This window comes from Ensifer sp. ENS07 (assembly GCF_014852185.1).
GTDB lineage: Bacteria > Pseudomonadota > Alphaproteobacteria > Rhizobiales > Rhizobiaceae > Ensifer > Ensifer adhaerens.
Map to the genome: position 1 here is coordinate 1,336,446 of NZ_JACVBE010000001.1, position 14,462 is coordinate 1,350,907.

9 protein-coding genes and 1 tRNA gene are annotated in these 14,462 nt (G+C 60.9%); 2 read left to right on the forward strand and 8 right to left on the reverse strand.

Annotated elements, in window-relative coordinates:
- Nucleotides 1–113: 113 nt before the first annotated feature.
- From IB277_RS06810 to IB277_RS06820, 3 genes are all read right to left on the reverse strand, one after another.
- The gene (locus IB277_RS06810) at nt 114–344 is read right to left on the reverse strand and encodes a hypothetical protein (protein WP_192370865.1); all 231 of its coding nucleotides are present in this window, start codon (nt 342–344) and stop codon (nt 114–116) included.
- Nucleotides 341–547: a helix-turn-helix transcriptional regulator gene (locus IB277_RS06815; RefSeq protein ID WP_192370866.1), complete on the reverse strand. Its 207-nt coding sequence runs from the start codon at nt 545–547 to the stop codon at nt 341–343. Before IB277_RS06815 ends, IB277_RS06810 begins: the two co-directional genes overlap by 4 nt.
- 182 nt (nt 548–729) lie before the next feature.
- Nucleotides 730–805 (reverse strand) — tRNA-Ala (locus IB277_RS06820).
- A 377-nt stretch (nt 806–1,182) separates the two neighbouring features.
- Here IB277_RS06820 and adhP point away from each other — a divergent pair.
- Together adhP and IB277_RS06830 are read left to right on the forward strand one after the other, a co-directional pair.
- On the forward strand, nt 1,183–2,208 hold the full coding sequence (gene adhP / locus IB277_RS06825) for an alcohol dehydrogenase AdhP (RefSeq protein ID WP_034791206.1): 1,026 nt from the start codon (nt 1,183–1,185) through the stop codon (nt 2,206–2,208).
- A gap of 161 nt (nt 2,209–2,369) precedes the next feature.
- A complete protein-coding gene (locus IB277_RS06830; RefSeq protein ID WP_110819789.1) occupies nt 2,370–4,718 on the forward strand; it encodes an ethanolamine ammonia-lyase in 2,349 nt (782 codons plus the stop codon).
- Nucleotides 4,719–4,855: 137 nt separating this feature from the next.
- Here the strand turns inward: IB277_RS06830 and IB277_RS06835 are convergent, their stop codons facing one another.
- The 5 genes from IB277_RS06835 to uvrA form a co-directional block, all read right to left on the reverse strand.
- A complete protein-coding gene (locus IB277_RS06835) occupies nt 4,856–5,284 on the reverse strand; it encodes an N-acetyltransferase (protein WP_060517123.1) in 429 nt (142 codons plus the stop codon).
- A 130-nt stretch (nt 5,285–5,414) separates the two neighbouring features.
- Nucleotides 5,415–9,212: a vitamin B12-dependent ribonucleotide reductase gene (locus IB277_RS06840; protein WP_089045908.1), complete on the reverse strand. Its 3,798-nt coding sequence runs from the start codon at nt 9,210–9,212 to the stop codon at nt 5,415–5,417.
- Nucleotides 9,213–9,998: 786 nt separating this feature from the next.
- Entirely contained in the window at nt 9,999–10,802 is an 804-nt protein-coding gene (locus IB277_RS06845; protein ID WP_034791394.1) for a DUF72 domain-containing protein, read from the reverse strand.
- 42 nt (nt 10,803–10,844) lie between these two features.
- Entirely contained in the window at nt 10,845–11,297 is a 453-nt protein-coding gene (locus IB277_RS06850; protein ID WP_060606523.1) for an N-acetyltransferase, read from the reverse strand.
- A 44-nt stretch (nt 11,298–11,341) separates the two neighbouring features.
- Nucleotides 11,342–14,263, reverse strand: coding sequence for an excinuclease ABC subunit UvrA (gene uvrA, locus IB277_RS06855; protein WP_034791261.1), 2,922 nt, complete (start codon nt 14,261–14,263; stop codon nt 11,342–11,344).
- Nucleotides 14,264–14,462: the final 199 nt, after the last annotated feature.

Sequence of the window (14,462 nt, forward strand, 5' to 3'; positions counted from 1 at the left end):
TTTCTTGGCATCGGCCGCGCCGAGCGGTTTTGGCCCGCGTGGCGGCTCGGCGCCAATCGTTTCCGGTTCCGGTGGTGGTTTCTTGGGCTTGGGCCGAACCGGCCAAGGGTTTCTCATCGGCCGTAACGCGGCGCGCATCGCTCGTGATGCGGCGAGGCCATCGCGGCGGGTGGCAACACCCCGGCGGCGAACTCTTCGAGCGTGTCGCGCTCGGCGGCCGTCAATGAGGCATTGCCCTCGATGAGGCGGGAAACTTTCGAACGGCTAAAGCCGCATTTCCTCTCAATCGCCCGAGGCGTCAGGCCGGCCCGCACGAGGCGTTGCACCAAGAGGACCGGGCTCATCGGCGCTTGTCCCGATAGAGCCGCTCGACCGCGTGGCCGACCGCATAGCTCACCTTCCGGGCCTCGCCGTTTTCGAGCCGCCACAACGTTTGACGGCTCACGCCCGTTTCCCGTGATATTTCGGCGGGCGTCATGCCGTGTTCGGTCCTCAATGCTTCGAGCATCGATTGGAATTGTTCGGCCTCGGTTGGTTCTCGGCGCATGACGGGCTCACGGTTCGCAAAAGGCGACGGGCGTTGTATCTCCAACAACGCCCAAGCCGCCCCGGCCCCGAGGGGCGGTATCAGTATAGAGAACCGAACCGGACCCGCCAATATGGCAATGCATACGGCAGAGTTTTAATTATTTTCTAGTACGTTGATTTTATTGCGTAATTTCATTGATTTGGTGGAGCCGAAGGGAGTCGAACCCTCGACCTCCGCAGTGCGATTGCGGCGCTCTCCCAACTGAGCTACGGCCCCGTAGCATTCAGTCAACACGACCGGCGCCGATCCTGTCAATACGCGCGCCAGCGCGCCCGCTCGAACGCCGTTGCACGATATGCGTTGTTCGATCCGGCCGGGCGCCGAAGGCGGTCGGTCTCTGAACCGCTTCTGCACTCCACCCATTGTCGAACTCTGCCGGCGGGTTTACGCTGCAACCTGACGATGGCGCTACGTGAACCGCGTTGAAGTGTTGGCGGTATACGCCAAGCAGGAAATGACGTCCGGGCACTGGCTGTGAGCGCCATGATGCTCGAGCCAATTACACGATTTTCGTATGTGAGATAGGCCCCTGCCGGCCCACTGTTCCCATAAGAAACCTCTCCGTGGCCCGGCGATTGGAGGAGGATTGGCAAATGGCTCAGGCGATGAAGGCAGCCGTCGTTCGGCAATTCGGCGCGCCCCTGACGATCGAGGAAGTGGCAGTGCCCACGCCGCAGCCGGGACAGATCCTGGTGAAATACGAAGCAACGGGCGTTTGCCATACCGATCTCCATGCTGCAAATGGCGACTGGCCGGTGAAGCCCAGCCCACCGTTCATTCCCGGGCACGAGGGGGTCGGCTATGTCTCGGCGGTCGGCGCCGGTGTCAAAAGAGTGAAAGAGGGCGACAGGGTCGGCGTTCCCTGGCTTCACAGCGCCTGCGGCTACTGTCCGCATTGCCGCACCGGTTGGGAGACGCTGTGTGCGGCCCAGTCGAACACGGGATACTCGGTCAACGGGACGTTCGCCGAATATGGCCTGGCGGATCCTGATTTCGTCGGCAGCCTGCCCAATGGGCTGGAGTTCGGTCCTGCCGCGCCGGTTCTGTGTGCCGGGGTCACCGTTTACAAGGGGTTGAAGGAAACGGAAGTCCGTCCCGGTGAATGGGTTGCCATCTCCGGCATCGGGGGGCTTGGCCACATGGCCGTGCAGTACGCAAAGGCGATGGGCATGCATGTCGTCGCGGCGGACATCTTCGACGACAAGCTGGCACTTGCAAAGCAATTGGGCGCCGACCTGACAGTCAACGGCAAGGCCAAGGATGCGGTCGAGCAGGTGATCAAGGCCACCGGCGGCGTGCATGGAGCGCTTGTGACTGCAGTCTCGCCCGCTGCGATGGAACAGGCGTTCGGTTTCCTGCGTTCGCGCGGCACCATGGCGCTCGTCGGCCTGCCCCCAGGTATGATCTCGGTGCCGGTCTTTGAGACTGTTCTTAAGCGCATCACCGTGCGTGGATCGATCGTCGGCACCCGCCAGGACCTGGAAGAGTCGCTCCAGTTCGCCGCTGAAGGCAAAGTCGCGCCGCATTTCTCGTGGGATAGCCTCGAGAATATCAACGAGATCTTCCGCCGCATGGAAGCCGGGAAGATCGACGGTCGCATCGTGATGAGCCTGCAGTAGTCGACTTTGACAGGCCCGGCTGGTCGAGGCTCGCCGGGTCCGTGTCGATGCCTAAGGGACACGTGTCGAGCATTTACTCTTATGCGCCTTCCTTAGATCGCCGGTCACCAGAGGGCCGTCGGGCGAGATGCCGATAGACCTTTTGCAGAAAGGAAATGGCAATGAGCAAAGGCATGTTCTCAGACCAGCATGCACTGTCCAGGCGCGATCTCCTGCTAGTGGCGGGAACTGCGGCGGCCACGCTAACAGCCTACAGTCATGCTGCCCGTGCTGCGCCAGGCCCAAGCAACCTCGTGATCGACGACGTGAAGCAGGATGAGGACGTCTTTGCCTATATCAGCAGGATCAAGGGCGGCTTTGACGAGACGACCTATCGGCAGGTTCTGGGATGCGCGAATGCGTTCAAGGAAGGAGACCAGACGATCGCCGTGGCTGCGGAAAATGATACGTCCCGAACGAACGCCCGAGCCCTCCTGGCAAGAACGAAGATCGCAGACCTCGATCAGCACCCGCTGTTTGAGGACGATCTGCAACGACTGATTTGGCAGACCACCGACAGGGCTCAACAAGAAAAGCTGAAAGATTGGACGATGGGCCAGCTGAAGGAATTTCTTCTGACCAAATCGGAAGATGAGATCAAAGGCGTCATGCATGGCCTGACCAGCGATACCATCGGCTGCGTGCCGAAGCTGATGAGCAATGAAGAGTTGATCGCCGTCAGCCAGAAGATTTTCAATGTCATGCCCGGCACCAAGTTGGGCGCCAAGGGATACATGGGCGCACGTATCCAGCCGAATTCGCCGACCGACCACCCCGACGACATCATGTGGCAGGTCTTCGATGCGTTTTCCTATGCGACCGGCGACATCGTCATCGGCACCAACCCGGTGGACAGCACCGTCGACAGCGTCGTCACGGTGGAGCGGGCGCTCAAGGACATCGTGGATACGTTCAAGCTGGTCGACGTCATTCCGTGGTGCGTGCTCGCTCACATCGACGTCCAAGGTGAGGTAAGCGAAGACTTCCCCGGCACAGTTTCCACCGTGTTCCAGAGCCTTGCCGGTACGGATGATTGCAACAAGATCTTCGACATCACCAATGAGAAGATCCTGAAATATGCGCGCGCCAAGGCAGGGGAGCGGTACGGCCTTTACTTCGAAACCGGACAGGGCTCGGAATTCACCAACGGCGCGGCAAACGGCGTCGACATGATGGTGCTTGAGTCCCGGAAGTACGGGTTCAGCCGGGCTGTCGGCATGGAGCTTGCGAAAGTGCAGCCGAAAGGCGCATGGCTGCATGTCAACGATGTTGCCGGCTTCATTGGGCCGGAGGTCTTCAAGAGCCGAGAACAACTCGTTCGGTGCTGCCTCGAGGACATGGTCATGGGCAAGCTCCATGGGCTGACCATCGGTCTCGATATATGCACGACCCTGCACATGACCGTCAGCCTGGACGATCTGGATTGGTGCCAGGATCAGATCATGCCGGCCAATCCGGCCTATCTGATTGCTCTGCCGACCAAGAACGACCCGATGTTGAGCTATCTCACGACCGCATTTCAGGACCACGTACGCGTGAGGGATAAGTTCGGCTTCAAGGTCAACGATGCGATGTGGGATTTCTACAAACGCCTTGGAATTATCGGCAAGGACAACAGCTACACGTCAAAATACGGCGATCCTCTTTGGGTCTATTATCAGTACCGCCTCGCCAAGGGGGACAAGCGCTCCAAGGACTCCGTTTACGCCGAGGGCAGGCGGATGATGACGGAGGTCGAGGCAAGAGGCGTCGACCTGGCCACGGGCCACGGTGAGAAGATATGGGATCTCAACCCGACGCTCGCGACGAAAGTGAGGGGTCTTTATGACGACGCCAAACTCTCTCTTTGGGCCGAGCTTACGCCGGAGTTCATAGCGGCAGTGCCCAGCGTCGTTCCGGTTCGCACCCTGTCCAAGGACCGGAACGACTACATCGCGCATCCGACGACCGGTGAAACGCTGAGCCCGGACTCAATCAGGGCGATTGACGCGATCAGGACGTCCTGGAAAGGCGATATGCCCAAGGGCCAGATTGTCATCTCAGATGGTCTGAACGCCAAGGCCATCATGGATGACGGCCATCTTTCGCCCTACCTGGAGGAGATGCGCAGGCTGCTCGGCGATGCCGGCGTGTCGGTGAGCGACAAGAATATCCTGGTCACCAGCGGCAGAGTGCGGGCCGGCTACCGGATTGGCGAGATGCTGTTTGCCGACGCCGATCCCAACACGTTTCGCGGAATTCTCCACATCATCGGCGAGCGGCCCGGAACCATGCACCACGCCTACTCGGTCTACATCACGGTTGCGAAGGGCAAGCGTTGGGCTGAGAAGGATATCGATCACGATATGACGAAGCTGGTCAGCAACGTCGCCGATACCGCACTCGCACCCAGGGAGGCGGCGAAGGAAACCCTGACCATTATCCGGGAGATCATCGGCAAGGACGTAAACGGCAGCCGGCGATTCGGGTGACCACAAACGCGCTACAGGGCAACAAGGGCGTCCGTCCGGAATAGGCGTCGGGCCGTGTATACCGTTGGGGCAGCCGCATACTCTCGCTTTCGGGCCCCCAAAGCGCGGTTGCTTCTTCGGATCGTGGCTTTCCGGCGTCAGAATCGCTTCTTTAGAAAGTAGCGCGCAATCGCCCCATCACCACCTTCAAGCTCGCCGAAAACTTCGAAGCCGAGTTTTTCATAAAAGGGCCTGGCCTGGAATTCGAAGGTGTCGAGCCAAAGGCCGACATAGCCGCGCTGGCGCGCGATCTTCTCCGCTTCTTCGACAAGGCGCCGGCCAAGGCCCTGGCCGCGGTACTCATCAGGGACGGCGAGGTAACGGATAAAGGCCCAGCCATAGCCATCCGTCGCATAGAGCCCGCCCGTCGCGACTTTCGTCTCCGGATCGCGAAGCACGATTGCAAAACCGGGCAGATCGACCATGCCGCTATGGGCATCGTTATAGGCATCCAGCGGCGCAACGATGCCGCTGAGGTCATTCTGACTGGGGTCTTCGAGAAGGATGTCTATGATCGGGGTGAGCATGATGGGAACTTGGTCGAATGGTGGTTCGGTCTATAAATTCTCGTTTTGTTCTCTAGAGAAATCCAACCCGAGGAAAACCTCGGGTTGGCAATGATGGTGGTCGTCGTCGTCATCAACGACGACGGGCCGCTTAGCTGCAGCCGCTCGTCGCGCCGCAGGTGTCGCACTTCTCGCAGGTACCGTTGCGCACCATCGTGAAGTTTTGGCATTCGGTGCACATGTTGCCGGTGTAGCCCTGCATGATCGAGCGGGCGCGGCGCTCAGCTTCCACCTTCTTGGCGTCCGACTTGGCCGATGCCGCTTCGGCGGCCGCCTTGTCGGAGAAGAGGGCGGTTACTTCCTGCTCGACTTCGTCGGCGATCTCTTCTGCCAGTTCCGCAGCGCGCTCTTCATAGTCGCGCTTGAAGGCGACGATTTCGGACGTTGCGATCGCCGTCGTCGTCTCGATCTTGCGCACCGTGTTTCCGGCGATCGCCGTCACGGTTGCGCCAGAGGAGGCGCGGGCAGGGGCTGCCGTCGACGAGCCCTTCGGCTCGCTGGAGGCCCGGTCACCGGTGCCACCGACGATCGTCGGCTTGTAGCCGCGGGTCCAGCCGGTCGAGATCAGGTTGGTCTTGCCTTCCTGAATGCCCTTGCCGAGCGCGGTATTGCCGAAGTCTGACGTGTCGACATGGGCGAGGTCGTGACGGCCGAGATAGGAAACCGCCAGTTCGCGGAAGACGTAGTCGAGGATCGACGTCGCGTTCTTGATCGCGTCGTTGCCCTGGACCATGCCGGCCGGCTCGAACTTGGTGAAGGTGAAGGCCTCCACATATTCTTCGAGCGGCACGCCGTACTGCAGGCCGAGCGAGATGGCGATGGCAAAGTTGTTCATCATCGCACGGAAGGCGGCCCCTTCCTTGTGCATGTCGATGAAGATCTCGCCGAGGCGGCCGTCACCGAATTCGCCGGTGCGCAGATACACCTTGTGACCACCGACGACGGCCTTCTGGGTGTAGCCCTGGCGGCGGTTCGGCAGCTTTTCGCGGGCGCGGATCACCTTCTCGATGACGCGCTCGACGATCTTCTCGGTGATGGTGACGGCCTGGGCGGCGGCGGGCGCCTGGATCAGATCCTCCAGCGCATCCTCGTCCTTGTCGTCCTCGATCAGCGAGGCGTTCAGCGGCTGCGACAGCTTGGAGCCGTCACGGTAGAGCGCGTTTGCCTTCAGCGCCAGCTTCCACGAAAGCATGTAGGCGTTCTTGCAGTCCTCGACGGTCGCCTCGTTCGGCATGTTGATCGTCTTGGAGATCGCGCCCGAGATGAACGGCTGGGCGGCCGCCATCATGCGGATGTGGCTTTCGACCGAGAGATAACGCTTGCCGATCTTGCCGCAGGGGTTGGCGCAATCGAAGACGGGCAGGTGCTCGTTCTTCAGGAACGGTGCACCTTCGAGTGTCATCGCGCCGCAGACGTGAATGTTCGCCGCTTCGATGTCCTTCTTGGAGAAGCCCATGTGGTCGAGCAGGTTGAAGTCCATCGCAGCGAGCTGTTCGTCGGAGACCTTCAGCGTGCCCTTGAGGAAGTCGGCGCCGAGCGTCCACTGGTTGAAGACGAACTTGATGTCGAAAGCGGACTTCAGGGCGGCGTTGACGGCTTCCACCTTCTCGTCGGTGAAGCCCTTGGCCTTCAGTGTCGACGGGTTGATCGCCGGAGCCTGGTTCAGGTTGCCGTGACCGACTGCGTAAGCTTCGATTTCGGCGATCTGGCTTTCGCTGTAGCCGAGAGAGCGCAGCGCTTCCGGAACGGCGCGGTTGATGATCTTGAAGTAGCCGCCGCCGGCGAGCTTCTTGAACTTGACCAGCGCGAAGTCAGGTTCGATGCCGGTCGTGTCGCAGTCCATGACGAGGCCGATCGTGCCGGTCGGCGCGATAACCGTTGCCTGGGCGTTGCGATAGCCGTGCTTTTCGCCGAGTTCCAGTGCCTTGTCCCAGGCGCTCATGGCGTGGATGACGAGGTCCTGGTCCGGATTGTCGGCATGGATGAGCGCGACCGGGTTGACCGAAAGCGCTTCGTAACCGGTCGTCTCGCCATAGGCGGCGCGGCGATGGTTGCGGATGACGCGCAGCATGTTGTCGCGGTTTGGCGCAAAGCCCGGGAACGGACCGAGCTTTTCGGCCATCTCGGCCGAGGTGGCATAGGAGACACCGGTCATGATCGCCGTCAGCGCACCGGCGATGGCGCGGCCTTCGGTCGAGTCATAGGGAATGCCCGAGGACATCAAGAGGCCGCCGATGTTGGCGTAGCCAAGGCCGAGCGTGCGGTATTCGTAGGAAAGCTCGGCAATCTCGCGGGACGGGAACTGCGCCATCATGACCGAGACTTCGAGAACGATCGTCCACAGGCGGACGGCGTGCTCGTAGTCTGCGATGTTGATGCGCTTGGTCGCCGCATCCTTGAACATCATCAGGTTCAGGGAGGCGAGGTTGCAGGCGGTGTCGTCGAGGAACATGTACTCCGAGCACGGGTTCGATGCGCGGATCGGGCCGGCAGCGGGGCTCGTGTGCCAGTCGTTCATCGTCGTGTTGAAGTGCAGGCCCGGATCGGCCGACGCCCAGGCGGCGTAGGAGATCGATTCCCAGAGGTCGCGTGCCTTCAGCGTCTTCATGACGCGGCCGTCCTTGCGGGCGGTCAGGTGCCAGTCGCCATCGGCTTCGACGGCGCGCAGGAAGTCGTCCTTGATCGAGACCGAGTTGTTGGAGTTCTGTCCCGAAACCGTGAGGTAGGCTTCCGAATCCCAGTCGGTGTCGTAGGTCTTGAACTCAAGGTCCTTGTAGCCTTGCTTCGCGAACTGGATAACGCGCTGGACGTAGTTTTCCGGAACCAGCGCCTGCTTGGCGGCGCGGATTTCGCGCTTCAGCGCCGGGTTCTGCTTCGGGTCATAGCAGGCGTCGTCGGTGCCTTCGCAGTTGACGCAGGCCTTCATGATCGCCTTCAGATGCTTGGCGACGACCTTGGAACCGGTGACGAGGGCGGCAACCTTCTGCTCTTCCTTGACCTTCCAGTTGATGTATTCCTCGATATCCGGATGGTCGATGTCGACGACGACCATCTTCGCAGCGCGGCGGGTGGTGCCGCCCGACTTGATGGCACCGGCAGCACGGTCGCCGATCTTCAGGAACGACATCAGGCCGGAGGACTTGCCGCCGCCCGAGAGCTTTTCGCCTTCGCTGCGCAGATAAGAGAAGTTGGAGCCGGTACCAGAACCGTACTTGAACAGGCGCGCTTCACGCACCCACAGATCCATGATGCCGCCTTCGTTGACGAGATCGTCACCGACCGACTGGATGAAGCAGGCATGCGGCTGCGGATGCTCATAGGCCGACTTGGACTTGGTCAGCTTGCCGGTAAACGGGTCGACATAGAAGTGGCCTTGGCCGGGGCCGTCGATGCCGTAGGCCCAGTGCAGGCCGGTGTTGAACCATTGCGGCGAGTTCGGCGCGACGCGCTGGGTGGCGAGCATGTAGGCAAGTTCGTCCTGGAAGGCCGAAGCGTCTTCCTCGGTGTCGAAGTAGCCGCCCTTCCAGCCCCAATAGGCCCAGGTGCCGGCCAGGCGATCGAAGACCTGACGGGCATCGGTTTCGGAACCGTACTGCTCATCCTTCGGCAGCGCCTTCAGCGCATCCGTGTCGGGAACCGCGCGCCAGAGGAAGGAGGGGACATCGTTCTCCTCGACGCGCTTCATCTTGGCGGGAACGCCGGCCTTGCGGAAATACTTCTGGGCGAGAATGTCGGCGGCAACCTGGCTGAACTGAGCCGGCACGTCGATATCGGCAAGGCGGAAAACGATCGAACCATCGGGGTTCTTGATTTCACTCGTAGCCTTGCGGAATTCGATCTCCGCATAGGCGGATTGCCCGGCTTTTGTGAAACGACGTTCGATCTTCATTGTCCCTGGTCCTTCGTGTTGCCTAGCGCCCGCCACAGGCGCAATTGTCCCCGCCCGGCCGCGAGGGCATCCCGCAGCCAGTCTCAGCTTCCGTCCTTGGAGAGAAACCCATAATTGGGTGACCCTGTATCTTGTGAGATAGGCTGTCTGCAAATACTAAATATAGTATCAACAACTTCTTGATGCCAGCCAAATATTGCCCCGGTGGACCCGAAAAATCGCACAGAAATCCTCAGGGCGACCCCATGGTGAAATCCATGACTGCCGCCTTTCAGAACCGCCGATTTGGGGAGAGGAACCGGGACTTGAACAATCCGGTCCGCCGCCGTTGCAACGTGAAATCCATTAACCGTGAATCGTCCGGAGGCGTCAAGGGGTGGTTTGTGACGGAAGTTTGAGCCCTAGATGTTGTGTGGACCGGCTGTGGAAAACGGGGACATCGGTCAACGCCATGAAAATCAGGCACTTCCGGAGGTTGCCTGTGAGACTGACGCAACGGTCGGCACGCAATCGAAATTTTGACGGGTAAAAACCCGCATAAAAAGTGTCCCTTACAGCAGGCTCGGTTGCATCGGTGAAAGCGATATGGGGTGGGGCAGTGATTCGTTTTTTGGCGGGCCCGTAAGCACCGGCATTTGGTTCGCAGCCGACGTCGGCGCGGCCTCAGCACGCCTGAACATCAACGCCTTGCGACAGGCCCGAAACTCCAAGCGTGGTGGGGCTCTCGGGCGCGGATGCGCCCTAGGCGGGCCAGACGCGTCTGCGCGCGGTCTGGCCCTGCTGATCTCAATCGACGCGCTTTTGCAGCTCGCGTGCGCCGTTCGGCGCATTCACCTTGCCCTCGGTGATGAAGTAGGCAAACACGTCACGCGGCTCCTTCTTGGCCGTGCGATCAGGCGCACTTTTTTCAAGCCCACTCGGCTCGTCGCCCGCCGCAAACGCCTTGGCACGCTCGGCCCAGAGGTCGAGCTTGTCGGCAGCATAGCAAGTCTTGATGTCGTCGCTGCCCTTTTGCAGGCGCAGATAGACAAAATCGGCAGTGACATCGGCGATCATCGGATAGTCCGCATGCTCGGCGAGCACCACGGCGACGCCGTATTTCTCCAACAGGGAGACAAAATCCGGAGACTGAAAGGTCGGGTTGCGGACCTCGACCACATGGCGCAGCGGCAAGCCGTCCTGCTTATCCGGCAGAAGCTTCAAAAAGCCTTCGAAATCGTCGGGCTCGAACTTCTTCGTCGGCGCAAACTGCCAGAGGATGGGGCCGAGATGAGGCCCAAGCTCGGTCAGTCCCTGCGTCAGGAATCGCTCCATGGATTCACCGGCTTCCGAGAGAACCTTGCGGTTGGTGACGAAGCGGCTCGCCTTCAGGGAGAAGATGAAATCATCAGGCACTTCCGACGCCCACTTGGCGAAGGTCTCCGGCTTCTGCGACGAATAGTAGGTGCCGTTCACCTCGATTGCCCGCAACTGCTTGCCGGCATATTCGAGCTGCCGCTTCTTTGCCAGCGTGTCGGGATAGAAGGTGCCTTCCCAGGGCTCGAAGGTCCAGCCGCCGATACCAACGCGGATCTTTCCGGATTTTGCCATGCCATCCTCCTCAACAACGGCCATCGCTTGACCGCGTGCTTTTCAGTCTTTGATCGATTTCGTCATGTCCACGAGTGCCCACCCTGGACGATAGGGATTGGGTCGGCGACCCGTTTCTTGAAATCCATAGGCGCGATAGAGCGCGATGTTTCGCTCCATGCGTGAATTGGTGTAGAGCCGCACCTCCGGCAAGCCCCACTCGGCCGCTTTGGCATCCACGAAGCGCAGCAATTCGATGCCGAACCCCTGGCGCTGATAGGCCGGGGCAACCGCAAGGCTGAAGATCATAAGGTGATCGGCGTGCCGTTCGAAAACGGCAAGCGCCGAGACAACCTCATCTCGCTCCCGAAGCCAGACCTCGTCGCGAAGGATGCGAGGCGCGTAGTCCTCGGTGACCGGGAGCGGCGGCCCACCAAAGAGCGCCCGATAGGGCTCATAGGCCGCCTCCGTCACGCTTTGCACGGCGGCCAGATCTTCCAGACGAGCAGGCCGCATCATGCCGTGATCACTCCTAAAGCGCGCCGACCAGATCGGCAGACTTACTCTGCTGCTTCGACCTTCTTCATCGGCCGGCGCTCCAGCAGCTCCTTCAGGAACTGGCCGGTATACGACCGCTTTTCCTTGACCACGTCTTCCGGCGTGCCCTTGGCGATGACTTCGCCGCCGCCGTCGCCGCCTTCAGGGCCGAAGTCGATCACCCAGTCGGCAGTCTTGATGACTTCGAGATTGTGCTCGATGACGACGACCGAATTGCCCTGGTTGACGAGCTCATGCAGAACTTCAAGAAGCTTTGCGACATCGTGGAAATGCAGGCCGGTGGTCGGCTCGTCGAGAATGTAGAGCGTGCGACCGGTCGAGCGCTTCGACAGTTCCTTGGCGAGCTTGACGCGCTGGGCCTCACCGCCCGAGAGCGTGTTGGCCTGCTGGCCGACCTTGATATAGCCGAGGCCGACCTGGTTGAGCGTGACGAGCTTGTCGCGCACCGAGGGAACGGCGGCGAAAAAGTCGACGCCTTCCTCGACGGTCATGTCGAGCACGTCGGCGATCGACTTGCCCTTGAAATGCACGTCGAGCGTTTCGCGGTTGTAGCGCTTGCCGTGGCAAACGTCGCAGGTGACGTAGACATCCGGCAGGAAGTGCATCTCGATCTTGATGACGCCGTCGCCTTGGCAGGCCTCGCAGCGGCCGCCCTTGACGTTGAAGGAGAACCGGCCCGGCTGATATCCGCGTGCCTTGGCTTCCGGCAGGCCGGCGAACCAGTCACGGATCGGCGTGAAGGCGCCGGTATAGGTTGCCGGGTTCGAGCGCGGGGTACGACCGATCGGCGACTGGTCGATGTCGATCACCTTGTCGATATGCTCGAAGCCATCGATGCGGTCGTGCTCGGCCGGGTTTTCGCGCGCGCCCATGATGCGGCGGGCGGCGGCCTTGTAGAGCGTCTCGATCAGGAAGGTCGACTTGCCGCCGCCGGAGACACCGGTAACGGCGGTGAAGACGCCGAGCGGGATCGAGGCGGTGACGTTCTTCAGGTTGTTGGCGCGGGCGCCGACGACGGTGATTTCCTTTTTCTTCTTCGGCTTGCGGCGTTCGGAGGGAACGGCAACCGAAAGCTCGCCGGACAGATACTTGCCGGTCAGCGATTTCGGATTGGCCATGATGTCCGACGGCGACCCTTGCGCGATGACTTCGCCGCCATGGATGCCGGCAGCCGGGCCGATATCGACGACATAGTCGGACGTCAGGATCGCGTCTTCGTCATGTTCGACGACGATCACCGTGTTGCCGATGTCGCGCAGATGCCGAAGCGTGTCCAGCAGGCGGGCGTTGTCGCGCTGGTGCAAGCCGATCGACGGCTCGTCGAGCACGTAGAGAACGCCGGTGAGGCCGGAGCCGATCTGCGAAGCCAGCCGAATGCGCTGGCTTTCACCGCCTGAGAGCGTTCCGGAATTGCGCGACAGGCTCAGATATTCGAGACCGACGTCGTTGAGGAAGCGCAGTCGGTCACGGATTTCCTTCAGGATGCGGACGGCGATTTCGTTCTGCTTGGCATTCAGATGCTCCGGCAGGACCTCGAACCAGTCGCGTGCAACGCGGATCGACATTTCGGTCACCTGACCGATATGCAGCTTGTCGATCTTGACCGCCAGCGCCTCCGGCTTCAGGCGGAAACCGGCGCAAGCCGGGCAGGGCGCAGCCGACATGTAGCGCTCGATCTCCTCGCGCGCCCAGGCGCTGTCGGTTTCCTTCCAGCGGCGTTCGAGATTGGGCACGATGCCCTCGAAGTTCTTGGTGGTGTTGTAGGAGCGGGCACCGTCCTCGTAATGGAAGACGATCTTCTCTTCCGTTCCGTGCAGGATCGCGTTCTGCGCCGCAGTCGACAGCTCGTTCCAGCGGCTGCCGAGTTTGAAGCCGAAGACCTTGCCGAGCGCTTCCAGCGTCTGGTTGTAGTAGGGAGAGGAGGATTTCGCCCAGGGCGCAATTGCGCCGTCGCGCAGCGTCCGGTGCTCTTCCGGCACGATCAGCGCCGTGTCGATCTTCTGCTGGCTGCCGAGACCGTCGCAGGTCGGGCACGCGCCGAAGGGGTTGTTGAACGAGAACAGCCGCGGCTCGATCTCGGAAATGGTGAAGCCGGAAACCGGGCAGGCGAACTTTTCCGAAAACAGCACGCGCTCGTGGGTTTCGTTCAGCGACTTGTTGGCCGAGCCGCCGGCAGCGGTCTCCTCGGGTGGCAGCGGCTTGTCGGCGAATTCGGCGACTGCGAGGCCATCGGCGAGCGTCAGGCAGGTCTCAAGGCTGTCGGCAAGGCGCGAGGCGAGGTCGGGCCGCACGACCACGCGGTCGACCACGACGTCGATGTCATGCTTGTACTTCTTGTCGAGTGCGGGCACCTCGGCGATCTCGTAGAAGGTGCCGTCGACCTTGACGCGCTGAAAGCCCTTCTTCATCAGTTCGGCGAGTTCTTTCTTGTACTCGCCCTTGCGGCCGCGCACGAGCGGCGCAAGAATATAGAGGCGCGTGCCTTCACCGAATTCGAGCACCCGGTCGACCATCTGGCTCACCGTCTGGCTTTCGATCGGCAGACCCGTCGCCGGCGAATAGGGGACCCCGACGCGCGCAAAGAGCAGGCGCATATAGTCGTAGATTTCGGTGACGGTACCGACCGTCGAGCGCGGATTGCGCGACGTCGTCTTCTGCTCGATCGAGATCGCCGGAGACAGGCCGTCGATCTGGTCGACGTCCGGCTTCTGCATCATTTCGAGGAACTGGCGCGCATAGGCCGAAAGGCTTTCGACATAGCGGCGCTGGCCTTCGGCATAGATCGTATCGAAAGCAAGCGAGGACTTGCCCGAGCCGGAAAGGCCGGTCATCACGATCAGCTTGTTGCGCGGCAGATCGAGGTCGATGCCTTTCAGATTGTGCTCGCGCGCACCACGAATGGAGATGGTCTTGAGTTCACTCATCGGAAGCCAGCTTTTGCATGTCGGTTGAAAGCCCCCTATGTAATGACGCCAACGCCCATGTCGAGGCGCAATCGGCAAAACAGGCGGCCAATTCGAGTCGGTTGACAGGATCATAGCCAAATACTAGAACAAATAAAGAACAAATCGCCCATAAAACGACCAAAACTGTTGTGGATTATGTGCGAGGCGGGGCGTATCG